This is a genomic window from Psychromonas marina, from assembly GCF_030161115.1.
Lineage (GTDB): Bacteria > Pseudomonadota > Gammaproteobacteria > Enterobacterales > Psychromonadaceae > Psychromonas > Psychromonas marina.
In genome coordinates this window covers 422,940-447,325 of sequence record NZ_BSPQ01000002.1, presented here as the reverse complement: position 1 = coordinate 447,325, position 24,386 = coordinate 422,940, and the positions used below count along the sequence as shown (strand labels likewise).

Below are 24,386 nucleotides of genomic sequence, written 5' to 3'. Positions count from 1 at the left end.
ACCATTATTTATTAAAGGTCCTTTATGTTCGAAGTGTTATCCGCAATTTGGTCACAAGATTTCATTTTTTTATCTGAGGGTGATGTCAAAACATATATTATCGCTGCACTTTGTATCATTATATTCTTAGAATCTGCTTTTGTTTTTTTACCCCTCCCTGGTGATTCACTTATTATTTTTAGCATGTTACTGGCCACTAATGGGGTAATAGATCCTTACATGCAGCTCATTTTATTACCATTATTATCTGCATTAGGGACATATTGTGCCTTTTTACAGGGGCAATGGTTAAGTAATGGATCGGTTAATAACTGGTTAACAAAGGCGGTCAGCGAACAACACCTTAACAAAGCCACGCAACTGGTCGCACGCTTTGGATTATTATCTCTGTTTGTATCAAAATTTATCCCCTTTGTGCGTGTATTAGTGCCGATGTTTATGGGAATGAAAAAGTTTGCCAAAAAAGAGGTAGGAATGTTGTGCATCGCAAGCTCTTTTGCTTGGATACTGAGCCTGTCATTTATCAGCCAATTTTTTTACGCCTATGTTAATTTAGGCGGGTTGGGTAGTTATTTCTTTAAAGGCTTTGCTCTACTCACCATTGGCCTGTTTCTCTCAACGAGTGCACTTGTCCTCTATCGCTTAATTGCTAACAGAACGACGACCAGTAAATTGAAGAGGTGCAATGACGAGGGTGACTACATCAGAGAAAAGTGATCAACTGCTCTTGTAAAAACCTATTTTGGGATTGGTATGTAACTGTCATATGCATGATTGCTCACTATTACCCTCATTAAAACTTGCAATAACCGAGGCATCCATATATTTCCTTTTAAAAACAGACTCACCAGCAATAAGCCCGTAAGGGATTTCTGGTGAGCAATACCTAGCGTATTTAAAAAAAACAGACTAGTAGAAGTAGTAAGAGACACTGATTTTGCGCTGTTAACAACGGTATTTACATTTTTTATAACGTAAAATTAGCTATGCTTAAGCATATAATTTTATGATTTATGGAGTGTAAATATGAAATTAAAAAATTTAAACTTACATACTTTATCTCTCATAAAGTGCTTTCTGTATGTTATTACTCTCGTACTTTTGCTAGCAAGTAAAACGTCAGCCGCAGCGACAGAGAAGCTGACTTTATCCGCTAGCTTTGGCTCTCCCCTTATTTTACCTATAACAGAAATACTGCAACAAGCTTATCAATCGATAGGAGTAGAAATAGAGATCAAACCCTACCCTGAATTGCGGTCACTTCGTTATGCAAATTATGGGGTGACAGATGGCGTCGCCTTCGGGGAAAAAAGTATTGAGAATATTTATAAGGACCTAATTCGTATCGATATTGTACTTCGCGAGGGACTTATCTATCTCTTCACGAAACAAGAAAATTCATTCACCGTCAATGGCTGGCAAAGTATTCCAAAAGATTACGCTGTTGGCCATATCCGCGGCATTAAGTTTATTGAAAAGGCAATGAAGCAATTTAACTTTCATGCAGAGCCATCTGACAACACTGAGCAATTGTTCCAGAAACTTAATATGGGACGAACTCAAGTTATTGTTTCAGGGAAGAAAAGAGGCATGAAGTATGTCAATGATGACTCACTTGAAGTCGTTATATTGGAAGATAATGTTGCTACTATTCATATATATCATTACCTTAACAAGAAAAATGCTCACCTTGTTCCGATGATAACGGATACATTAAAACAGATGAAATCTGATGGTCGTATTGCTGAAATATTCAGTAACGTTAGAAGGTTAAAACAATAAAATTAATGTGTTAACGCCCCTTTATATCAGTCAATAACAGTTTAAGCATGTTAATTATCTTTGGAATGATGAGATTGCAAAACCATTAACGTCGGTAGATAGCTTAGTTTATCGATCTAACATACTCGGTGCAGATCAGAGAACCACTCTGTCTACAAGACGCTTAAGTGGCGATATTAAAAAGCATACCGATAAATCCTTTAACCAATACTTACACAAAATACGTATCAGAAATGCGATCCAACTATTACTCTATTCTGATATCTGTATTACAGATATTGCCTTCCAAGTAGGTTACTCAGACAGTAATTATTTTAGCTCTATGTTTAAAGATATTATGGGCATCACACCGAGTAATTACCGCAATAAAGAGAAACTAAGTGAGTAAGAGTAGGTTTAGGGAATATAAAAGTGCTATTAATTAATACAAGAGAGGCAACATTAATGGCTGAAAAATTAACCTCTGCTGTTAAGTCCCACTAATAGCTCCCCTGCTTTTTATTATTTACCTAGATCAGATTTTGCATGACAGGCTCTATTCCTTCCTTGTGCTTTAGCATCATAAAGCGCTTGATCCGCTTGTTTGAAAAGAGAGGCTAAATCACTCGTCTGATCTGGGTGAACAGTTGCTGAGCCAAGACTAATCGTTATTTGTTTGCTTTTAAACTCCAACGCAGAAATTTGCTGACGCATTCGCTCTGCTAATTGCAGTGTCTTATGTTCACTCATATTTGGAACAATCGCGACAAACTCTTCTCCGCCATAACGTGCAATAAGATCCGTTGAAGCGCGAATGCATTGTGCCAGTGTTTTCCCGACAACCACTAACACCTCATCCCCCACTTGGTGACCATAGTCATCATTAAATGTTTTAAAATGATCAATATCGATAATGATTAAACTAATGGACGCTTTTGATTCGATGACCTCTTGCCACTTTCCTTTTAAAAATGAGTCATAAAATCTTCTATTGGGAAGACCCGTTAACGGGTCTAAATTAGCGTTTTTACTTAATAGGTTATTGGCGACTTGCAGTTTGGTTTCGACATCTTTTCTGCGCATTATCTCCATCACAGAAAATTGCAGCAGTTTATATCTTGTTCTCGCTAACAATGCACTAATAAAGGAGCCTATGATCATTGTAAAAACAAAATGCGTAAAAGCAGGGTCTGAAGTCAAATTAAAAAACCAGACAATCGCTAACCATGAGCAATTAATAAAAATGAGAAAAATCAGAAAGGCACGTATTGAGAAACCTACCGCGGACAGTGCGACACAAATAAACAGTACATTAGTGCTCTGAAGTAAATCCGTTGTCAGTACCAAGTGCAAAAAAGTATTCGCGATGGCTAAAATAGCCATGGTACAAATAACAACGACAATATTCTTTTCTGATAACTGTTGGTCTTTGTGCCTTACATAAACAGAACAGAGCATAAAAATAATAGCTGAAATACCAGAGATAAGACTCATCGACCATTGATGGGGAGGTGGAACAAAAAAAGGATGAGCGCAGGCCAAAATAGCATAAAAGCAAAACAGCGCCTTCGAAAAAGAAGGTAATGTTTTTCGCATCTGTTTTTGGTGTTCCCGAAAAAACAACTCATTAAAATTATGCAAAAACAGCTCTCCTTAGCGATTATTTGCTAGTTTATTATTTAAAATTAACATGCTACTAACATCGCAATATAATATGTTTCAACCTAACGGTATTTTTAAAGCATTTAAAAACGAAGTATTAATATTGATTAAAGCGCTTTCATTGCAGGTAGTTAATAAAGCGAGCAACTAAATGCATTTTTAAACGCTGATCAAATATCAAAATAGTTTTATTGTTCACACAAGCAATTGAAAAATCAAGCTAATTTACATAACCTTATAAAAATAGTAGTTAATACTTGTTCAAGTAGACTAAAATGAAGAATTATGATGTTGAGGGACGGAACTTAAGCCAATGCATAAATTCCGTTTTTAAATCTTGTTATTCACGTAACATTCACGAAGGTTGGTCCGATCCAAAAGCAAATCGCTTGGCTTCAATAATCACATCGACTATTGAATAGGACAACATAATAAACGCAGAAATGGGGATACAGGAATAGAGTACCCACTGTTTAATTTGAAACGCAGTGGTTACCTGATGGGTTCTTAAGGTTAACTTTAGTGAATACCAAAATAATATAGCCATAAAGGTGGCAGAGATGAGCAGAATCACCAAAGTATAAAAATGCTTTAAACGTTCATTTTTAATACGCGGGCTTATCCAATCTCCAACTGAAAAATGAAGTTTTGCACACCACAACCCTGCTGCCCCATAAAAAACCAACGCAGCAAAACTGAGTTCGATAATCTCATCAAACCAATAAAAAGAGTTAATGGTCACCACGCTTTGAATTAAGTTAGCCATGCCATCCAAGCCATGGCCAAGTAAAAATTGAACAAAATCATTAATCAGGCGCAATGAAATATTAGCAATCAATAAAAGAGCCAGTACCGCAAACATGGTCATGGCGATATAACGAAGTATCCTTTGCACCCAAATATCAATCGTTTTTAGTAGAGTAATCATTACACTTCTCCCATCACAAGGTTTGGTAAAAACAGCGCAATATTGGGTACAAATGCAATCAGTAATGTGATTAAAAATATCATTAACAGGTAAGGCCATACGCGCTTAGCTAAGGCAGGCATGCCAACTTTTGCAAAACTATCTACGGCAAACAAACACATGCCAACGGGTGGTGTTAAGTTACCAATCATAATCAGTAATACCATCACCACACCAAAATTAACTAAATCAATGTCGAACATCGTCGCGATTGGCATGAACAATGGCAATGTAATCAGGAAGATAGCATTCCCTTCTAAAAATAATCCCATGGTCAATACGATACCGATAACAATCCACATCACAATCGACTGCGTCGCACCATAACCAACCAATGTTTCGATAATACTGTCTGGCAGTTTCTGATGGATAATTAACCAGCCAAAAAAGTTGGCTGCCGAGATAATAAATAATAGGCTCACCGATTGAGTAATAGATTTATAAATAATGCCAGGTACTTCTTTTAGTTTTAAATCTTTGTAGAAAAAACCCAACATTGCAGCGTATACACACACCACAACGGATGCTTCGGTGGGAGTGAAAAAACCACTCATAATGCCACCAACAATAATCACGGGCGCCATCAATGGCCAAAATGCACCATTAAATGCGGATAAGCGCTCTCTAAATGGGGCTTTACTTTCAGCACGAGGATAATTTTTACGTTTAGCAATAATGCCTAGCGCAATCATCATACCAAGAGCCATCATCACACCAGGGACAAAACCGGCTAAGAATAAACGCGCTACCGACACACTAGTAATTGAACCATAAAGTACAAAGGGGATACTCGGGGGAATAACCGGTCCAATGACCGAAGACGCAGCCACAAGTGTTGCAGAATCTGCAGGATCATAACCTTGGTCCACCATTGCTTTGTGTTCTATCTGCCCTAGGCCAGCCGCATCTGCAACCGCCGATCCAGACATACCCGAGAAAATAACACTAGCAACAATGTTAACCTGACCAATACCACCAGAAATATGCCCTACCATCGATTGTGCGAACCGGAAAATACGATCCGTAATACCGCCGGTATTCATTAGGTTTCCCGCCAAAATAAAAAATGGGATCGCCAATAATGTAAAACCTGTGGTGCCGTAATACATACGATGGGGCAGCATTGCTAAAAGGCGTGCATCACCAAGGCCAACAAAAAACATCACAGAAGTGAGTCCTATCGCAACCACAACAGGAACATTAATTAAAAGTAGGAAAATGAGAACGCCGAATATAGCTAAGGTCAACATAAGAGGCACCACCTGTTATAACGAAAGGTTTCGCCTTTAGAAGGCGAAACCAAGGGTAATGAAATATCTAAATCGTGGGTTTATTTAACCGACTCAGTCATCTCAATCCATTTATCGAAATTATCAACACCTACTTTCTTCTTAATTTGATCGTATGCAGGGCCCATCATTGCTTGGAAAGGTGCAAGATCAGGTTCATCAATTACAATACCTTTCGCACGCATATCTGCAATTTGTTTCACTTCTTCAGCGCGTGATAGTTTACGCATTAACAAACGTGCCGAGTCAGATTCTTCACGAACTATTTTTTGTTGTTCAGGTGTTAAACGACTCCAAGCATCTTTAGAAACAACATGCACCATTGAGCTATACAAGTAGTTGATAATTGAAATGTATTTTTGAGATTCATAGAGATTCAGATTGTAAATAACACCAATCGGATTCTCTTGACCATCAACAACACCTTGACGCATTGCCATAACAAGTTCACTAAACGAAATGGTTTGTACATTTGCACCTATCGCTTGCATCGCAGCTTGATAAGTCATTGCAGGTGGCGTTCGAATTTTTAAGCCTTTAATATCGGCAGGCGATAAAATAGGACGCACAGAGTTGGTTAACTGACGGAAGCCCCAATCCCAGCTAGATAAGTAAACAAGCCCTACTTTATCCAGTTCAGGCGCAGCCCATTCTTTAAAGGGACCATCTAAAACACGGTCAGCATGCTCTGCATTACTCAGTGAAAAAGGAATACTAACGGTGTCAAATAAAGGAACATGTTTCGCAAGTTGATCTTGTCCTGAAAGGCTCATATCAACCACGCCCATGATCACCTGTTCAAGGACTTCTGGTGGACTACCCAAGGCATTATTAGGGTACAGTTCAACCTCAACTTCCCCCTTAGTACGTGCTTCAACTTGTTTCGCAAACTGCATAGCAGCAATGTGGGATGGGTGGTTTTCAGATCCAAAGTGACCGAGTTTAAATTCAACAGCAGAATAAGCAGTAGATGCCCACGCCAAACATAATGCCGACGCTAAACCTTTTTTCAAACTAGAACGCATAGTTAACTCCTAATAGATTATAAGTTTTCTTGCTTTGTTTTGAATGTTTTAATAACTTAAAACATTCGAAATGCACATCTACTTGAAATAATAAACATGCAAATTTTGTAGTCTCTCCCTGCAGCAAAACAGCAATGCTAAAGGGATGGAATTTGTAAGTGGGAAACATAATCTCATGAATAAAAATCCACATTTACGATGCCCCACTGTTTTAAAAATATCATTACAACTAAACAAAAAACACTTCAAATATACTTTTAGGCATCATTAACCCGAAAAATGTAAAACTAGAAATAAAAATATATTCATGAAATAGGTAAATACAACTGAATAAAAATAAATCACAATTAACAGCATGTTAAATCAATTAACAACCACCCATAAACGCAAAGAAAGCCAACAAATACCTTACCCACAAGTAAATAAAACAAAAATAATGCTTACGAATTAATTAGAAACCCGTCTGTTGTATTACAATAATATAACAATAAAGAAACATAAAAATCGCAGTGTTAGCTCTCACTTTTTGTCTAAATTTCATACACAGCGATAACAAATGCCATAACTAAGACTCAAAACAATAAATTAACTAATATCAACAATGCGTCTATCGAATTCAATCACCATCCATTTTTGACGTAACTCAAATCCTGCAGATAAACCTTCCTTCAATAAACAAAAATCATACAAAAAAACAAACCCACAAACGATAATGGATATCACTTCGATTTGACTTGTGAGTATGTTTATTTCTATATAGTATGAAATAAAGAGGGTGACGCAGCCTCCTTTCATTTAATGACAACAACGGAGAAATACGATGAAAAATAAATCCACTCCCCACGGTCTAATTGAAGGTACCATTGTCGAACGTATTAATTGGACTGAGCGCCTGTTTAGCCTAAAAATGAAAGTAAATATATTACCTTTTAAAGCAGGACAATTTACTAAATTAGCCCTGCCAACAGAAACAGGCGAATGGCCTCGAAGAGCGTACTCACTTGTTAACGCACCTCACGATGAATTATTGGAATTTTTGTTAGTGACGGTACCCGATGGTGAATTATCGCCACGCCTAAGTACGTTACAGCAAGGCGATAGCATTTATGTCGGTGAGGATCCTGCCGGTTTCATGACGATAGATGAAATACCTGATACTGCCCGTGACCTCTGGATGTTATCAACGGGAACAGCAATTGGACCTTTTCTTTCAATGCTTGCAGATCCGCAATCGTTAACACACTTTGACCACTTAGTATTAGTGCATGCAGTACGTCAAGAAACTGAATTAGTTTATCGAGATCGTATTGCGGCGATACAAAAAAGACTGGGGCCACGTTTTCATTACATCCCCATCGTATCTCGTGAAACGGTCCCCTATGCACTAACGGGGAGAATCCCTGCCCTATTATCATCAAACGCGTTAGCAGAAGTCTGTAACGTGAAGCTAGATCCTTCACACAGTTTCTTTTTGATTTGTGGCAATCCAGAGATGGTACGAGATAGTCGAAAGACATTAGAAGAGATGGGGTATAGAAAACACTTACGCCGTCAGGCAGGACATTTTACCTCAGAGAATTACTGGTAAAAGTACCGAACAGACAAATAATATCCACTACCGGGCTCAATGCAGAGCCCAGACCAGAGTAAAACATAATGAACATACACCCTGAATACTTTATCTATGGTTTTGGTAACTGCATGGGTTGCGAACTAGCCAAAACACTGTGCGATAACAATGATAAGCAATATGTTTTTATTAACATTAAAGAAGATAAAAAAGCCAAGCAGTTATTAGGCAAGCTCAGTAAAAGCAGAGGTTGGAAAATGGGAGAGATCCAAATACCCGCTGTTTATAAACGATCGTTATTAACAGATGGTAATAGCTTTACCTTTGAGTACATTGGTAACCATCAAAGCCTGTAACAACTGTTCGATCATTAGCTTTTACGCAGAAAAATGCAACAGGCCAGACAAACGCACAGTCCTCGCTAATATTACGTATTATCCAGATCCATCAACAACACAGGTCAGTATCTATTCTCTTTTTCAACAACTGATGGTGCTTTTACTTTTTAGTGGAAAATAGGTCACTTTTTATTGTGAAATGAAAAACATATTTGACCACAGAGTCGCTACGCTTAGATGAAAATAGTTGGGCGACAAAAGAAATGATTAAATAGGATTGTGGTTCTACAGGTTAACGATAAGCATTTATGCTGCTCGTTAAAGCGCCCTTAACTTGATTATTAATTTTGATACAAGAACAACTTAACTTACCTCTGCACCGCTACAAGATAGGTAGTAGATAGCTAGTATATAGGTGCTAGATATGTCTGTTCTTATTTCGTTTACGCTCATTAAATGTGTTCATTTTGATCAACAGCACGAGCCGTAAATATAAATGGTTTAGGTAATGATCAAGCGATTGGCACAATAACCATCAATGATAAAACCGAAAAAGAGATGATGGCTACCCAACGAAATAGAGGACTTAATTCTGACATGTTATACTCCTACTTAAGAAAACTTAATGATATTGATTATCATTAAGTTTAGATTAATAAATACTAAAGAGCAACACTTATAGGCAATGTTTCAGTAATAAAAAGCCCTTCTTGTCGACCGTAAAATGAATACCATTCCATTATTCACTTAATACCTAGTTTAAAGACAATGAGCACAACTTAAAGAGTAACAAAGAGGAAGCAACACAACATTAACACCCTTCGTTGACGATAATTAACCCATATTCCGTTGTTGATACCGCACCTGTCCCACCGGGTTCACTGTAGCGAACATAACAACCGGTGTCCTCTGTCGTATCAAATCCAATTTTCACCCTAGAGCTATTACCCGAGACACAGCCTGTGCTGTAACAGACTTCAAGCTCTTCACTTATCTCAATTAAATCGAGGATATCGCCTGCATCAGATCCTTCTGCATAGGCCTCAGGATAGCCATATTTTAATTCCATTGACTGACCATTAATAATGACTTCAGGTAAATTGGATGATGAACTACGCGGATTTTTTTCAGCACCGACAATACTCGCCTTAAGTCTGGCATGATCAGCAGCTGTTCTGATTGATGCAGACAAACCATCTAATACAGCAATGCGTGCATCTGAAGATAGGTTAATAAATTTTGGTAACGCGACTGCTGAGAGTATGCCCAAAATAATAATAACAATGACCAACTCTATTAATGTAAAACCTTTTTGTTTAAACAATTCGATAACCTCATCAGATATTAATAACCGAGCAGAGAATAACTAACACCTCTTTCAGAGGCAATAAGACAGTGAGCTAAAATAGACAAAAACATGACCTAAGTAACTGTTTTATTTTTTGTTTAACACTCTTAATAGATATATGTTTACACCTTGAATATTTTATCGTTTTCATCTTGTTCAGGTGCTTCAAAAAAACCATCAAAAAATAACACATCTTTCTCTTCAATTTTAAAAGAATGTTGGTCGTCAGCTGCATTTCGTTTGCGGTTTCTTTCATGCCTGACAGCTAAAGGAATATCAAAGTAGTATTGATAAACTACTATCCCTTCATTTTCAAAAAAAGTGCGGATCTCTTTACGTGCCGATTTTTGCCAAAAACCCCAGTCTAAATAAACATCGATTCCTTCATTGATGAGTTTAATCGCTAAACGTTTTTGATATTCGCAACAGCCCGCATAACTGCTATCAAGCTGTTCTCTTGCTGGAACGTCACCAAAGACAGAAAGTTGAAGTTCATCAAGTGAGAGAAAGATTGCCCTTTGTTGTTTTTCCATTTTTCTCGCGTAGGTAGTTTTCCCACAGGCGACTTTTCCTATTAATAGGACAATTTTTCCAACGGTATTTGTTCGCGACATAATGGCAAGCACCTCTATTTATTGTTATCAGTGATGATACCGATTATAAAATTAAGGCAACGTGAACAGACAAACATTATTGACTTTAATAAGACACGAAACGCCCAGAAGCAAGGTTTGATAGCAGTACAATAAGTTTCGCGAGTAATTAATGAAGAAAAAATAATGCACCCTATTCGTTCTTTGAAAATGATGCGCTTATCAAACCAGTATGCTCAATCTAAAGCTATATCGACAAACCAAAGAGCGAATTCAGTGACTGTGTAGCAACAGGTATTGTCGATAATGCCCCGCCGACAAGAATCACATATAAACCGACTTTCACCATCATTGAAACGGGATTGCCTTCATTCGCCCTTTTACGAGTAAACCAAAGAACAATCGCCAAACACATCACAGCTTCTAGCAGCATCCCAGCGACAGGCGCGTTACTGTATAACGCAAACCCAATTGGTGCAGTGTCTGTACCAAATACGAAGTGTTCAAAACCAACGATAAAATCACACAGCTCATGAAAAACGATCAAGCCAACACACCATAATGCAACGACTGGTTTCTTTGTGATCCCCCAGACAACAAGGCCAAACAACACCGCCCAACCTATTACAGGGATAAGATCATGGCTGACAAACATATTGGTGGTTATTGTTGAAAATGATGCTTCAAAAAAATTAGGGGGATTAAAGCTCTCGATATTGACCGATATTAACAAAAGCATCAACACATCTAAAAATTGAGCAGCAAGTAAGAAAAGCCAAAAGCCGACACGTTGTTCCTTTCTCGTTAGCTCATAGGGTATAAGCGCCGTGGCATAATGTCCTGTTAGCATTATTTATCCTCTTGGGCGACTAGCCATATTAATGCAATAAAAAGTGGTACATATAAGCACCACAAAACAATCGTTGTTGGCATTGTGTTTTCCTAAAGTGATTTTAACGTTACTAGAGACCTTAGTAACAACGCCTATTTTGTCAAGGCGTCGCATCAATATAACGTCTGCTAGCCTTTGTTTTATAACACCTTAAAAGAGTGCCTAGAATATGGGTGTGTACAGGAGGGAGGAGTCTAGTCGCAAGTCACATAATATCCGCTTCATTAAACGGTTATACGCTTCCTTCTGATTCAACCACTAAAATTCTCGCTTCACCACGAGGATGCGCAACATGTTCAGTACCAATAGAAGCATAAAATATATCCCCTATTTCAAGCATCACTGATTGCTCAATACCATTTTTCTTAAATAACATATCAACGATGCCATCTAAAACAACAAACACCTCTTCGCCGTCATTTACATGCCATTTATATGGTTGATCGGTCCAATGTAGGCGCGTCGTAATGCCATTCATATTAGCGATATCTCTTGCGCCCCAAGCGCGTTCAGACTTAAACGCTTTACTTCTGATGATGTCCATATCATTTCCCAATTATAAAGAATAAAAATAATCCGCACTAAGCGGACAAAAAATTGTTGTTTAAATGTGTGTAACGCATCGAAACATAGCCACTGACTATTATTTACTCAACGCTATCTTTGCACCTAACGCGATTAAAATAGTGCCAGATACTCCCTCAAGGACTCTTGAGTATTTCAAGGCTTTGGGGCTGCTAAATAAAAACGATCCTAAACTGGCATAGAATAAGTTGCAACAGGTTGCCAACGCGCTAAATAATAAACCTAAGGTAAGTAAATCAGTTGTTGCATCCAGTGCATTTGGGTTAATAAACTGCGGCAGAAAAGCTAAAAAGAACATCGCAACTTTTGGATTTAACACACTAACAATGACACCTTGCTTGAAAACATTATGTTGTTTTGAATCTGTGTTTTCAATGCATATTTTCGATTGGTTTTTATAACAATTAAGCAGTGATTGAACACCAAGATAGAGCAAATAAATAGCGCCTAAATATTTTATAACCGTAAACAAAAATGCAGAACTTAAAATCAACGCAGATAGGCCAAAAACAGCCCCTAAGGTATGAATTAAATAACCAACACCCAGCCCCAATGACGCTTTAATGCCAGACTTCATCTTTCCTTTCATTGTGTTAGTCACAATATAAATCACATCAGGCCCAGGGATCAGGTTGATAGATAACGCAGCAATAACAAACAATATTAATGTATTCATTTCCATTATTAGTCGACTCCAGTAGGTATAACCTCCACATTAAGTGGATCATAATGATTGCTGCTAGTTGTATTAAACATCGACATAGAGCCAACCACCTATTCCGTTTAACTCACCCGTTAGAGGCTATTTCCCACTATACGTAGATCTTACCTTTCAGATATAACACACCTTTACCAGAAACAATAACCTGCTGCTCCGATACCACACATTTGAGCACGCCACCTCGCGTCGAAGCCTGATAAGCCAGTAAACTACTTTTATCTAACTTTTCAGCCCAATAGGGCGCTAATCCGGCGTGAATTGAACCCGTCACAGGATCTTCATCACCCCCGTTTGCAGGCCAAAAATAACGAGAAACGAAATCGTATTGACTAGACGCTGAAGTCACAACCACATCTAAGGGAGCAAGTTGCTTAAGTTGTTCAGAATCATAATTAACGTCGATGACATCTTGCTCACTGTTGAAGACGACAACATAAGCTTGTCTATTTTTTAATACTTCAACGGGTGCTTTAGACAGCCCTGCGAGTAATTGCGCAGGGACAACAGTGACTAAATCCGGCTTTTGAGATGGGAATGTCATTTCGATTTCACCTTGCTCGTTCAGTAAAACACGTAAACGCCCCACCTCGGTTGTAATAAATTCGATCTCTTTATTGAGCCCAAACTCATGAAACAATACATGAGCGGATGCCAATGTTGCATGACCACAAAAATCAATTTCAGTTAACGGTGAAAACCACCTAATTTCATATTGATTGCTACCGACACACTTCAAGAATGCAGTTTCAGAAAGATTATTCTCTGCAGCGATATTTTGCATTAAGGCATCAGAGAGCCAATCATTAACGGGAACAACTGCCGCTGAGTTTCCTTTAAATTGCTGATCTGTAAATGCATCAACAACGAATATATCCATTTCCAATGTGTAAACTCCTTTTACCTAATTAGTTAATGCCTAATACTTAATGCTTAATGCTTTGGCTAACATGTGTTAACAGAGCGAAAAAAAACAATAGCATTTCCTCTGAACGCTTTCTTGTATTCCTGACCTTAAAAACCAGCATTCTCTTGCTTGAGAAATTCGATCTCTTATTCGGTAGAGACACGACCTAAAATAACATTGCGATGTGGATAATGCCCAAATTGATCAATAAGGCTTTTGTGCTTATGCTCAAAATACAATCACCTCACTGAATGCATTTAATTATACCAATGGAATTTAATAGGTGATCAGAGTTTGCGTAGGAAAAATTATTACTAATAAGGCGTGAGTTGCAGGAGATAGTTGTTCTCACTTCAAAACTCACAACGCAGTTAGGGATAATTTTAACTAGCAAGAATGATCACTTTATTAATTCCTTTGGTATTAGTCAGCACACGCCATCAAAGCGACGCTTAGGCAAACAGGCTTTGCAGTAAAAACAATGCAAAAAATGTCACCAATTTAGTGAATGCCACCACCCAAATACAATCGATCATATCCGCATCTGTGGCTTTCATTAATAAATAAACAAATAAAATGATACCAAAAATCCAGCCAACTGTTGGTATCATCGCAACAACTGACACAATAGCCACAATCGCTAATAAAGGTTTCAGATCCGCTTTCACAAAAGAGAGCGAAGTTGCAACGTACATACACAATGAAGTGATGATCACGTCTATAAAAAAGATGATTGCATAGCTACCCACTTTCTATACTCCTAAGGTTCATGTTCATGTTCATGTTCATTGCAAAGCATAAAATCACTGTACCACTACAATAGTGATTAATAACGATGCTTTGCATTTAAAAGTTGTCATACCGTCTCGTTAAAACTACAAGCTACAGGTTCCTGCCTTAGCTAAATGACTCTTTAATACTTCTTCTTTCCCTATTTTTTCATCTACTGCTTGTAGACCTGCTCCCCCAACAAATGCCCCCATCTTTATGTATTGCTCTACAAAATAGAGTTGCCCACTTTCAGCATTGATAACCAAATCATTATTAGAAAATTCAGATTCTGTCGAAATCGTATGCGGTTTATTCCCAGCAACTTCTTGATAAAAGAATATTCCTGGCGCAGTTTCGCCAATACATGCACCATCAATGAAGACATCTTTCTTTAAAGCAGCACCTACCATTGTATTTTTACGGTAGACATAAATACCAGAGTTCTCTACAGAAGGGACGCTAAAGGATTGTGCGGATTGAGTGAGTTCCTTTGATTCCATTGGCACAGAAGAACAGCCAGATAAAATGACCGAGGTGACGATGGTAGCGAGTAATACTTTTTTCATTTTTATTCCTTTAAAAATTGAGAAGATATCAATTACCTTCCGTGGTAAATTTTATTGCCTAATAGCGAAACGGATAGTGTTCGTTACTAGGCAATAATAATCAGTTAAAAATATTCAATTTAAGTGTCTGTTAGTTATTTGTAGGTGTAATCGCTCTCGTTTCACCCACTTTCATTATCCAAAGATCCTTGTCAGAAAATCCACTATCACCTCCCGCCTTCATAAAGCGTACCGGAGGTTCAAATAATGGCTCATCTGATAGACTAGAAAGGGTTCCCCAGTGAGATGCGATCAATGTTTTTGCACGAACATCAGTTCCGATAGAAACAGCTTCTTCGGGTGTCGTGTGCGACATCCACAACAACTCCCTTGGTTCGTAGGCTCCGATAGGTAAAATAGCAATATCAAAGGCGCCATATTTATCGCCAATAACATTGAAGAGTGTGTCTGAATATCCCGTATCGCCAATAAAAATAATACGCTGCTTGGCGCTTTCAATAACCCAAGAAGCCCATAGCGTATCATTATGATCAGAGGTACTGCGTGCAGAATCATGAACAGAAGGCTCTGCGGTCACCTCAATCCCTTCCACAGTGACTGACTGCCCCCAATCTAACTCAGTGACTTTGCTATAACCTCGCTCGATAAAAAAATCTTTCAGACCTAAAGGAACGACCACATGAATCTCATTTTTATTGTCTAATTCCCTGACCGTTTTATCATCCAAGTGGTCATAGTGATTATGTGACACAATCACAATATCGATCGGTGGTAATTCATTGATAGCGATGGGTAAATCAACAAATCGTTTTGGTCCTGCCCATGAAACAGGACTGGCAAATGTTGATAAAAAAGGGTCTGTTAAAATGGTCACGTCGGAGGTTGTTATCAAAAAACTGGCATGTCCCAACCAAGTCACACGATCGCCGTCAATTGAGTTTAAAAGTTGCATCGATTGTAACGCGGTTAGCTGATGGCCATCAGGGATGTCAGGAACAAATATCGAATCCCATGCTCTTCGAATATAAAAAGAGATCGGTTTTGATGCCGCCGTTTCTACAAAGGGATGGTTCTGATATCCGCTATGCGTATGATGTATAGGTTTACCATCTAATGAAGCTTGCTTTGTCTGTTGCGGCGAGGTTGAGGAGCACGCAGCTAATAGCGAGAATAATAAAAAGGTACTCATAAATATTTTTATATAGCTCATCACTTTCCCCTCTCAAATCAACGTGGCATTAAGCAGACTGCAATGGGCTAACATGCGCAGCGAACACTGACCCACTGTTGACGTTACGTTTAAACCTGCTTGACGGTGTTTAGCTTCAATGTAAAAACATATATCACCGTGCTTTGCGCCAGCAAAGAGAATGCCATTGAAAACTCATACCAATTATTATAAAAAACGTCAGCGTCATTGCCCAATAACCCAGTCGCTTTAATAAGATGAAGCGGCCAAACACAATATAAGTTTGATAAGCCACTATCTAAAATAACCAATATAAATAATGTGATAACTGAAAAAATAAATGAAATTGTAAATACTTTCACTAGTAATACCTCATGTTGACTCAAACACCGCGTTAAGCGGACTAAAATTATTGGTAATAATGATGCTGCAGAGCGAAACAGCCCATTGTTTTGGTTGCGTTTAAACTGCGTTTTAAATGGCAACACTACATAAAATAGCAGATCAATATAAACTACTCTTTATCGAAACTATCAACAACGATAGCCCCCATTGAAGCAGGCATAGTAATGACTATAATTCTCTTTAATGACGTTATTGGATCTTCAACTAATGGCAATTTATTTAGGCATAACAACACTTAAGTGGTCTAAAATTGTTGCTTATAATGTCCTGAAAAGCAAAATATAACCAACTGTTTTAGTTATGATTAAACGCCTTGTATGATTAATCCTACGCTAGGAATGCAAACCCTAAACCTACCGCAATCATCGCAACACCTATTTGCACTCCAACACTAATAGCAGCAAGTACAAAGCCTGTAACAGTATTCGTTTTAAACAAACCAGAAAAGAAAAAACCAGTAATTATTAAAGCGACAAAACTCGGAAAGAATCCCTCACCAATAAAGCCAGTAGCTAAGGCATTAGCAAGAACTGAAAGTAGTACTGCTACAAAGCAGATACCCAAAGTCGCGCCTTCAATTTTCAAAATATTAGCCCCAACTTTAACTGGGACAACTGTAAATACAAAAAGTATTACAACAACGATTAATATATCCATATATACCTACTCCTTGAGACCTATCGCCCACTTTAGCGGACAGAAATTGTTGGCTAAAATTGTTGGCTAAAATAGTGTAGAGAAGCGAAACATAGCCAACTGTTTATGATGATCCGTTTAAAATTCTTGTTAGGACTTTTCGGAAAACAATTGGATATCAGTCTATCACCCAATGTACTGACTTAGCTGTGGCAAGTTTATTACCATCTTTATCTTCGACCGTTGCTTCAAAAAACAATTGCCGTTTCTTTTTCTCAATAAACTTGGCTATTACATAAATATATTCAAGATCGGGGCTGATGACTTTTCCATATTTTACTTCCATGTTACGTGTAAAGTTAGGTGCTGAAACCAACATACTAAGCGGGCCGATAGTATTATCAATTGCGGCAGAGACTATGCCTCCCTGCATATTTCCATATGGATTCAAGTGTTCTGTTAATATAGGAAATCTATTTACTAATACATTTTTTTCAACAGAATAATTCACAAACTCCCCTTTCATTGTATCAAATACAGGAGGTGGAACACTGATACCCTCACTTCGACCTTGGAGCTTATCTTCAAATATAGCGAGAAGCTCTTTGGGGATTCTACCTTTATCGATCATCTATGATTTCCTTAGAGGCCAACGCCTCGTTAAGCGATAAAAATGGTTGGTTAAAATCGCGTCGCGAAGCGAAACCTAACCCGCTGTTTTAGTTGAATTTTAAGCGCCTTGTCATGTATTTTTGTATACGAATTCACGATGATATTTAAGATATTTTCCGTGCTCAGGTTGAAGTTTGAGTTTCATATCAGTACTAATGCCAGCCATATGATAATCATTAAATAAAGGAGAAATTATGATTTCTCCTGTAGAAGCAAAGGTAATCAAACCAGAATCAAAAGCTTTATCGATATTAGCAATTAATAAGAAACCATTAAATACATCTAAGCGTTCATTACCATTAGACTTACTCCACGGTTGTATATGGCTAGCTATTAGCAACTCTTTTGTCGTAACTCCCGTAACTGCACAACCACCCCACATTATAAATAAATTTCTTCTAAACACACCTTGACCAATACGTGCCTTAACAAGGCACTCTTTATCGGTTGCTGTGGTTGTCGAATCTAGTATTATTTCAGCTAGATCATATTCTATTGCCGATGAGATCTCGTTTTCATAAATAAAGTCAATTTGGTTTGCTAAGCTTTGTGCATTTGATTCAGGAAATTCTTCGCTAGTTGCATAGACGCTACGTTTCTCCTTATAGCCAGCTAGAAAGCCAAATGTTTTTAGCGTACGGCCTTGAACCAAATCTCCTTTCTTAAATATATGTTCGAAACGAATTTTATTCGTCTTTCTTACAACTTTAACAGCATCATCCATTTGATAAAAAGTATATTCAGGTTTTTCACCATTTACTGATTGAGGCCTAATATAAGAGTAACTTTCATTCATAATTCCACCCACAAAATAACGCCCACTTAAGCGGACAGAAATAGTTGGCTAAAATTGTGTAGCGAAGCGAAACATAGCCAACTGTTTATGTTCCGTTTAAAGTTCTTGTTAGCAATATTATTCAAGAGGTTGGATTCGTTCAATATCAAGAGAGACTCTTTCTAATGACATGCACATCGACGCAAATAATAGATCAAATGAAAGTCGCACACCTATTAGGGAAATTAGGTTTTTATTGTCTTTAATAATTTCATTTTCAATAAATGCGTCATTTATGCTTTCTACAAAAGCCTCTTCAATATCAGGCGTTCTATTTATGATCTCTTGCATTCGTCCTTTATTTTGTTCGCTACTTAACTGAGCATCGGTAATTCGATGTGCAAAGTCATTTCTAATTTTTTTAAACAATTGTAATTGTTCTAAAACTCGAGGTCTTATTAACCCGAGTCTATAACTCATTTCTATTTTTGCGGAGAAACTACCAAGCGGAGCGTAAGCGCCATTTATTAGTTTGTCTTCTTTTTTAATAGAAGGAAGTAGATATGAAGCTATTAACGTTTCTAGAGCGACATCTAAAATAGACCCAGCCAAAATAACAGCTCCCCTATCGCTTTCCTCTGAAATGAGTTTGTGGTATTTCTTGAACGTATCAGCAGCTTCTATTCCACCAAGACTCGACATAAATTCACCTATAGTGTTAACAACTTATTAGACAGAACTATTCCGCCTTTAGCTTAACAATACGGAATATATAAATTTGTTAATATTGCCATTACAATACGCTATTAAAACATCAAATCAACATCTTAACAGCAAACATCAAAACTAAATCACAAACATTAAGTCGCATCGTTCCTGATTACCAACAACGCTTTACATCTTGGTTGCTGTCGTTGTTAGGATGGTTGTTTGTTAAGCATAACCAACAGCATCAACGTTGAGGAAGTTCTGCTTATTAAGGAACATCAAAAGGCGATGCGAAGCGACTCGCTTTTACTTAACGACTCTATGTACTGAGTAACCGTTCATTGCTAACGCTCATGACTCTCTTTTATTCTTTCAACTAAAAAGTCCACGGCGGCTTTTACTTTGGGGACTAAATAGCGCTGTTTTTGATACAACAGATACACCGCCAAATCCGCCTGTTGAGTAATCGATAACGGTTGCTCAAAATGAAGTTCTTGTAACACCCCAGATTCAAGGTAAGACCCTAACGCCCATCGCGTTGACATTAAAATACCTTCTCCGTTACAGGCTTTTTTTGCGAGCCATGGTCCGTTATTAGAGATCGCCACCGCAGGGCCTGAAACATCATGCCACTGACCATCGATATGACATAACCAAGGAGTTGGGCCTAAGGGCATTTTAAAATAAAGACCTTTATGCTGCTTTAATTCCATCGCACAACTAGGCACGCCATATTTCGCAAGATAACAAGGTGAAGCAACAGGAATAAAAGCATTGTCCATTAGCCTTATTGCTAATACACGCTCATTCGGTGCATACCCACCACGAATCGCAATATCGACATCGTCACGCCCGAGGGTTGATAACTCATCACTTAAACTAACATCTAATACAATTTCTGGGTATAACGCGCTGAATTCATCTAATAAAGGCAGCAATATCCGTTCACCAAAGCCGACCATCGAGCTGATACGTAAACGCCCCATCGGGGTGGTTTGGTAGCTACGTACGGTTTCGTTGCTTTGCGCGAGTTGATTCAAGATTTGTTGCATATCGTTATAATAAATTTGCCCAACTTCGGTCAATTTAACGATCCGAGTCGAACGTTTTAGTAGCGTCGCCCCCAAACTCTTTTCTAAATCAGCAACACGCCTCGATAGCGATGACGGCGGCACATTAAACGCACTTGCGGCTTTGGTGAAGCTGCCCGTTTCAACGACTTTGCTGAAGTAGCGAATTGCGCGGAGTTGATCCATTAGTTTCTCCATTAAATGAATAGTTGTGTTTATTTGCTCTATTATTGTCTTAAAAGCAATAGTGATTCGCATTTTCCCTTATATATAAGCGAATTAAAACAAGTAATAATAGACTCAACCTAAACATTGCAACATTAAGCTTGTTGCCGCGTGAGTTAGAGCGTCTTCCTTCACGAATTTAATGGAACTGATTTATGATTATTTTGCACGGTTTTGCAGCGAGTAACTATTACAACCTAGTGAAACACTTGCTGTTACACAAACAACTGCCTTTCCAAGAGAATCTTCTTTACGGTGGTAGCGACCAGTTACTTGCTATCAGTCCTGTTGGCAAAGTACCGGCGATCACAACACCAGAAGGGTTAAACCTGTCGGAGTCGAGTGTGATTTGTGATTTTATCGAAGAGACTTACCCGTCATTAACGTTTCCGCCGCTCTATCCTGAGGATTCCTCACAACGCGCAGTGGTACGTCAGATTATGAAAATAGCAGAGCTCTATTTTGAACTGCCAAGCAGACGACTTATCGGTTATGCCTTTACAGGAAAAGCAGTACCTGAAGTGGTTGCCGCTGAAGTGCGTCAAGTATTAACGCGAGGCATTACCGCCTTAAATCGCTTATGTCAGTTTTCACCTTGGGTTGCAGGCGAACATTTTACGATGGCCGATATCTACCTGTATTACGTGAACCAAGTGGCGATTAAATTTGTTGCTAGCCAACTAGACTGGGACCTATTTGCAGAAGTACCCGGAATGAAAGCGTGGCACGAAACAATGAGTCAATCTGAGATCGCGCAACGCGTGGAAGCCGATCGTCAGCTAAATATGCCTGACTTTATGCAAAAGCTAAACGTCCAGTTTCAAGCCGCGAAGGCCAATAAATAGTTAGCAACAAAAACAAATAAAAGAACAGACTAAGTAAACACAATATATTACTCATAAATTTAATTTTTCAGGAGCAAAGCACATGACAGCGTCAAATATCCAACTTACTTCAACTATCAGTGAAGACAATACATTAACACTGGCTTTACAAGATATCGATATGCCTCAACCTGCTACGGATGAAGTGGTTATTCGCATCGAAGCTGCACCATTAAATCCCTCTGATCTAGCGGTTCTGTTCAGCGCAGCGGATATGACAACAGCGACACAATCAGGCACAGCGCAACGCCCTGTTTTGACTGCTGACGTGCCAGCGCAATACATGCCATCGCTTAAAACCCGTGTGGGTAAAGCAACACCTGTCGGTAATGAAGGTGCAGGTACGGTTGTTGCAGCAGGCTCATCGCCAGCAGCACAAGCGTTAATGGGTAAAATGGTTGCAGTGATTGGTGGCGGTACTTATCGTCAATATATCGCAGCGAATGTGCAAAGCTGTTTACCCCTAAAAACAGGCACTACAGCGAAACAAGGTGCCTCTTCATTTGTTAACCCGCTTACTGCATTAGCAATGGTCGCAACGATGCGTGCTGAAGGCCATAAAGCGATTGTTCATGCTGCGGCTGCCTCTAATCTTGGGCAAATGCTAAACCGTATCTGTATTACCGATGGCGTCGATTTAGTGAATATTGTACGCAAAGAAGAACAGGCAACACTGTTACGTGAAATGGGTGCTAAATATATTGTTAACTCAAGCAGTGAAACGTTCCTTGCTGATTTAACGGCGGCCATTATTGAGACGGGTGCAACGATTGCGTTCGACCCAATCGGTGGTGGTCAGTTAACCAGTGATATTCTTAACTGTATGGAAGCCGCAGTTTCTCGCGACATGAAAGAGCACAGTGTGTATGGCTCAGATACCTTCAAACAAGTGTACATTTATGGCGCATTAAACCGTGGCCCTATTACATTAAACCGTAACTTTGGTTTCGCGTGGGGCATTAATGGATTCTTATTATTCAATGCACTCGGCAAACTAGGCACTGAAACGGTCGTTGCTATGCGTCAACGTGTTGCTGATGAAATCACCACAACATTTGCTAGCCACTACACACATGAAGTGTCATTAGCAGAAGTATTACAATTACAATCGGTAGCCGGTTACGCTAAACAAGCAACAGGTGAGAAATACTTAATCACAGCGCAAAAATAGTTAAGCTTCAATAATAACAACCTATTATCAGATTGAAAAAGGCAGCGTCTAACCAGTAGACTCAGCCTTTTTAGTTGCTTATTGATCAAGGGATATGTTCCGCTTCAACGCAGGTATTTGAACCTGTTGCACCACCTTAGTGCAACGCACTTTCTACCTCACCTACTTTTAGCCGAAAAACAACCCAACAAGCGTCTTTTTTATACAAATTGTTGAATATTAACTATTGGTCTAATTATTGCTATTGTACTGCTATTCCAACACATACTATTAGGCTTGTTATGTCTACAAAATCCGTGCAACACACCTTATTTGAAGATGCTCAAGGTATACTTATCGGTACACTGCTTGCGGCACTGGGGATTACGTTTTTCAAATCAACGGGGTTACTTATTGGTGGCACTGCGGGCTTAGCATTTCTCGGACAATACGCGACAACCTTTTCATTTAGTGAAGTATTTTTTGCGATTAATCTCCCCTTTTATTATTTGTCATATAGACAACTCGGTTTAGCGTTTACCTTAAAAACATTTATCTCTGTTTTTCTGCTGTCTGTTTTTGTTGAATATGCCCCTTCATTCATGCAATTTGAACAATTGGATCCGATATATGCAGCACTTATCGGCGGACTGTTGGTTGGGTCTGGTTTACTGGGATTATTTAGACATCAAGCGAGCTTAGGTGGGCTGAGTATTCTCGCGCAATATGTAGCGCAAAAGTACGGAATATCGATTGGTAAGTTTCAAATGGCTGTGGATTGTGTGGTACTTTTTCTGGCCATTTTCATTGTTGATTGGCAAGCGATCCTGTTATCTATCGTTGGTGCTATCTCCTATAACCTGATACTGGTGATCAATCATAAACCAGGCAGATATAGTGCAAGATAAAGCAACCCTGTTTTAATCGTGTTTCAATCGTATAGATGGGCTTATTCAGTAAAAAATCTCACTGAATAGCCTAACTAAGTTAACCAACTAAAGCTACGCTTTAAAAAAGCGTGTGCGTCTTGCTCAACAATAATACCGTGCGACATGATCACCATCTTAGGTTGCCAAGCAAAGATGATTGATAGTTGCTGACGCGCTTGCGATTTAGCAAACATAAAGCTTAATCGCCAATCCAGCGGCATTTTTCCATGTGGTGCTAATATACCCACCATTTTTGCGACCATTCGCTGCCAATAGTTAAAATCATTGCCGCTAAAATTTTCAATTAAATCCGTTACGATCAACACCCGTTCCGCTCGATGAAAAAACACGCACTCTTGCATTAACGGCGAACCTGAAAACAGTACTTGTTGTATATTTTCATCCCAAGGCCATGGCTTGTCTTTATTCAGTGAGGCATCAAAGGTGATATCGTCACGTTTTTTAATCACCTCATCGGTGCCATAACTGCTGGCTTGTGGATACATTCGTTGCCACTCAGCTAAAAAAAGATGATGCAGATGATTTGGAGCAATGAGGTATTTAACATTGCCTAAGGATTGTATTTGCGCTTGAATCGTTACCGTTAATTTAATCGGACTATGAACCCATAACTCATCATTTGAGAGTTTAATAACGGTCATTCTAGTGGTAAATGGGAAGCCTAAAAAAGGCACAGATTCGCCCTCAAAAATCCAAATATTTGTCGCTAAATTTCGCATTCCCCCTCCAT

General features: G+C 38.7%; 29 protein-coding genes and 1 pseudogene. 8 read left to right on the top strand and 22 right to left on the bottom strand.

The genetic code is table 11. The features are described 5' to 3' along the window. Nucleotides 1-24 precede the first annotated feature (24 nt). From QQK09_RS06190 to QQK09_RS19355, 3 genes are all read left to right on the top strand, one after another. Nucleotides 25-717: a DedA family protein gene (locus tag QQK09_RS06190; RefSeq protein WP_284203243.1), complete on the top strand. Its 693-nt coding sequence runs from the start codon at nucleotides 25-27 to the stop codon at nucleotides 715-717. Nucleotides 718-1,026: 309 nt separating this feature from the next. Then, entirely contained in the window at nucleotides 1,027-1,782 is a 756-nt protein-coding gene (locus tag QQK09_RS06185) for a substrate-binding periplasmic protein (RefSeq protein WP_284203242.1), read from the top strand. Nucleotides 1,783-1,855: 73 nt separating this feature from the next. Then, nucleotides 1,856-2,170, top strand: a complete 315-nt coding sequence (locus QQK09_RS19355) for a helix-turn-helix domain-containing protein (RefSeq protein ID WP_431312582.1) — start codon at nucleotides 1,856-1,858, stop codon at nucleotides 2,168-2,170. Between the two features lie 113 nt (nucleotides 2,171-2,283). Here the strand turns inward: QQK09_RS19355 and QQK09_RS06180 are convergent, their stop codons facing one another. The 4 genes from QQK09_RS06180 to QQK09_RS06165 form a co-directional block, all read right to left on the bottom strand. Further along, entirely contained in the window at nucleotides 2,284-3,402 is a 1,119-nt protein-coding gene (locus QQK09_RS06180) for a GGDEF domain-containing protein (RefSeq protein ID WP_284203241.1), read from the bottom strand. Between the two features lie 376 nt (nucleotides 3,403-3,778). Next, the gene (locus QQK09_RS06175; RefSeq protein WP_284203240.1) at nucleotides 3,779-4,351 is read right to left on the bottom strand and encodes a TRAP transporter small permease; all 573 of its coding nucleotides are present in this window, start codon (nucleotides 4,349-4,351) and stop codon (nucleotides 3,779-3,781) included. Further along, the gene (locus QQK09_RS06170) at nucleotides 4,351-5,640 is read right to left on the bottom strand and encodes a TRAP transporter large permease (protein ID WP_284203239.1); all 1,290 of its coding nucleotides are present in this window, start codon (nucleotides 5,638-5,640) and stop codon (nucleotides 4,351-4,353) included. Before QQK09_RS06170 ends, QQK09_RS06175 begins: the two co-directional genes overlap by 1 nt. Before the next feature lie 80 nt (nucleotides 5,641-5,720). Further along, nucleotides 5,721-6,704 carry a TRAP transporter substrate-binding protein gene (locus QQK09_RS06165; protein ID WP_284203238.1) on the bottom strand — a complete coding sequence of 328 codons (984 nt, stop codon included), beginning with the start codon at nucleotides 6,702-6,704 and terminating at the stop codon, nucleotides 5,721-5,723. Between the two features lie 820 nt (nucleotides 6,705-7,524). Between QQK09_RS06165 and QQK09_RS06160 the strand changes: the two genes are divergently transcribed. Both QQK09_RS06160 and QQK09_RS06155 read left to right on the top strand, forming a co-directional pair. Next, nucleotides 7,525-8,292, top strand: coding sequence for a ferredoxin--NADP reductase (locus QQK09_RS06160; protein ID WP_284203237.1), 768 nt, complete (start codon nucleotides 7,525-7,527; stop codon nucleotides 8,290-8,292). 68 nt (nucleotides 8,293-8,360) lie between these two features. Next, complete coding sequence (locus tag QQK09_RS06155; RefSeq protein WP_284203236.1) at nucleotides 8,361-8,630, top strand: thioredoxin domain-containing protein; 270 nt, start codon at nucleotides 8,361-8,363, stop codon at nucleotides 8,628-8,630. 793 nt (nucleotides 8,631-9,423) lie between these two features. Here the strand turns inward: QQK09_RS06155 and QQK09_RS06150 are convergent. The 17 genes and pseudogenes from QQK09_RS06150 to QQK09_RS06070 form a co-directional block, all read right to left on the bottom strand. Further along, the gene (locus tag QQK09_RS06150) at nucleotides 9,424-9,936 is read right to left on the bottom strand and encodes a prepilin-type N-terminal cleavage/methylation domain-containing protein (RefSeq protein ID WP_284203235.1); all 513 of its coding nucleotides are present in this window, start codon (nucleotides 9,934-9,936) and stop codon (nucleotides 9,424-9,426) included. Nucleotides 9,937-10,082: 146 nt separating this feature from the next. After that, nucleotides 10,083-10,574 carry a P-loop nucleotide/nucleoside kinase family protein gene (locus QQK09_RS06145; protein ID WP_284203234.1) on the bottom strand — a complete coding sequence of 164 codons (492 nt, stop codon included), beginning with the start codon at nucleotides 10,572-10,574 and terminating at the stop codon, nucleotides 10,083-10,085. A 226-nt stretch (nucleotides 10,575-10,800) separates the two neighbouring features. Further along, nucleotides 10,801-11,403 carry a hypothetical protein gene (locus QQK09_RS06140; protein WP_284203233.1) on the bottom strand — a complete coding sequence of 201 codons (603 nt, stop codon included), beginning with the start codon at nucleotides 11,401-11,403 and terminating at the stop codon, nucleotides 10,801-10,803. Between the two features lie 274 nt (nucleotides 11,404-11,677). Beyond that, a complete protein-coding gene (locus tag QQK09_RS06135; RefSeq protein WP_284203232.1) occupies nucleotides 11,678-11,989 on the bottom strand; it encodes a cupin domain-containing protein in 312 nt (103 codons plus the stop codon). A 99-nt stretch (nucleotides 11,990-12,088) separates the two neighbouring features. After that, nucleotides 12,089-12,712 carry a LysE family translocator gene (locus QQK09_RS06130; protein ID WP_284203231.1) on the bottom strand — a complete coding sequence of 208 codons (624 nt, stop codon included), beginning with the start codon at nucleotides 12,710-12,712 and terminating at the stop codon, nucleotides 12,089-12,091. Nucleotides 12,713-12,842: 130 nt separating this feature from the next. Beyond that, a complete protein-coding gene (locus tag QQK09_RS06125) occupies nucleotides 12,843-13,634 on the bottom strand; it encodes a PhzF family phenazine biosynthesis protein (RefSeq protein WP_284203230.1) in 792 nt (263 codons plus the stop codon). A gap of 167 nt (nucleotides 13,635-13,801) precedes the next feature. Beyond that, the gene (locus tag QQK09_RS06120; protein WP_284203229.1) at nucleotides 13,802-13,894 is read right to left on the bottom strand and encodes a DUF924 family protein; all 93 of its coding nucleotides are present in this window, start codon (nucleotides 13,892-13,894) and stop codon (nucleotides 13,802-13,804) included. A gap of 213 nt (nucleotides 13,895-14,107) precedes the next feature. After that, nucleotides 14,108-14,404 carry a hypothetical protein gene (locus QQK09_RS06115; RefSeq protein ID WP_284203228.1) on the bottom strand — a complete coding sequence of 99 codons (297 nt, stop codon included), beginning with the start codon at nucleotides 14,402-14,404 and terminating at the stop codon, nucleotides 14,108-14,110. Nucleotides 14,405-14,530: 126 nt separating this feature from the next. Then, on the bottom strand, nucleotides 14,531-14,992 hold the full coding sequence (locus QQK09_RS06110; RefSeq protein WP_284203227.1) for a DUF2846 domain-containing protein: 462 nt from the start codon (nucleotides 14,990-14,992) through the stop codon (nucleotides 14,531-14,533). A 130-nt stretch (nucleotides 14,993-15,122) separates the two neighbouring features. After that, entirely contained in the window at nucleotides 15,123-16,202 is a 1,080-nt protein-coding gene (locus QQK09_RS06105; RefSeq protein WP_284203226.1) for an MBL fold metallo-hydrolase, read from the bottom strand. 89 nt (nucleotides 16,203-16,291) lie between these two features. After that, nucleotides 16,292-16,543 (bottom strand): hypothetical protein, encoded by a 252-nt coding sequence (locus QQK09_RS06100; protein WP_284203225.1) that lies wholly within the window; start codon nucleotides 16,541-16,543, stop codon nucleotides 16,292-16,294. A 152-nt stretch (nucleotides 16,544-16,695) separates the two neighbouring features. Continuing rightward, a pseudogene (locus QQK09_RS06095) lies at nucleotides 16,696-16,821 on the bottom strand (DUF2391 family protein); the annotation flags it as partial. Between the two features lie 92 nt (nucleotides 16,822-16,913). After that, nucleotides 16,914-17,243: a hypothetical protein gene (locus QQK09_RS06090; protein ID WP_284203224.1), complete on the bottom strand. Its 330-nt coding sequence runs from the start codon at nucleotides 17,241-17,243 to the stop codon at nucleotides 16,914-16,916. A gap of 157 nt (nucleotides 17,244-17,400) precedes the next feature. Next, nucleotides 17,401-17,853 carry a PaaI family thioesterase gene (locus tag QQK09_RS06085; RefSeq protein ID WP_284203223.1) on the bottom strand — a complete coding sequence of 151 codons (453 nt, stop codon included), beginning with the start codon at nucleotides 17,851-17,853 and terminating at the stop codon, nucleotides 17,401-17,403. A 111-nt stretch (nucleotides 17,854-17,964) separates the two neighbouring features. Then, nucleotides 17,965-18,690, bottom strand: coding sequence for an HNH endonuclease (locus tag QQK09_RS06080; RefSeq protein ID WP_284203222.1), 726 nt, complete (start codon nucleotides 18,688-18,690; stop codon nucleotides 17,965-17,967). A 117-nt stretch (nucleotides 18,691-18,807) separates the two neighbouring features. Further along, entirely contained in the window at nucleotides 18,808-19,371 is a 564-nt protein-coding gene (locus QQK09_RS06075) for a hypothetical protein (protein WP_284203221.1), read from the bottom strand. 350 nt (nucleotides 19,372-19,721) lie between these two features. Next, entirely contained in the window at nucleotides 19,722-20,633 is a 912-nt protein-coding gene (locus QQK09_RS06070; RefSeq protein WP_284203220.1) for a LysR family transcriptional regulator, read from the bottom strand. Between the two features lie 194 nt (nucleotides 20,634-20,827). Here QQK09_RS06070 and QQK09_RS06065 point away from each other — a divergent pair, with 194 nt between their 5' ends. The 3 genes from QQK09_RS06065 (at nucleotide 20,828) to QQK09_RS06055 (ending at nucleotide 23,614) form a co-directional block, all read left to right on the top strand. Further along, a complete protein-coding gene (locus QQK09_RS06065; protein WP_284203219.1) occupies nucleotides 20,828-21,517 on the top strand; it encodes a glutathione S-transferase family protein in 690 nt (229 codons plus the stop codon). An 82-nt stretch (nucleotides 21,518-21,599) separates the two neighbouring features. Further along, nucleotides 21,600-22,727, top strand: a complete 1,128-nt coding sequence (locus QQK09_RS06060; protein WP_284203218.1) for a zinc-binding dehydrogenase — start codon at nucleotides 21,600-21,602, stop codon at nucleotides 22,725-22,727. A gap of 281 nt (nucleotides 22,728-23,008) precedes the next feature. After that, complete coding sequence (locus tag QQK09_RS06055; RefSeq protein ID WP_284203217.1) at nucleotides 23,009-23,614, top strand: YitT family protein; 606 nt, start codon at nucleotides 23,009-23,011, stop codon at nucleotides 23,612-23,614. Between the two features lie 74 nt (nucleotides 23,615-23,688). Here QQK09_RS06055 and QQK09_RS06050 read toward each other — a convergent pair whose 3' ends face one another. Continuing rightward, nucleotides 23,689-24,375 (bottom strand): DUF4336 domain-containing protein, encoded by a 687-nt coding sequence (locus QQK09_RS06050; RefSeq protein WP_284203216.1) that lies wholly within the window; start codon nucleotides 24,373-24,375, stop codon nucleotides 23,689-23,691. Nucleotides 24,376-24,386 lie beyond the last annotated feature (11 nt).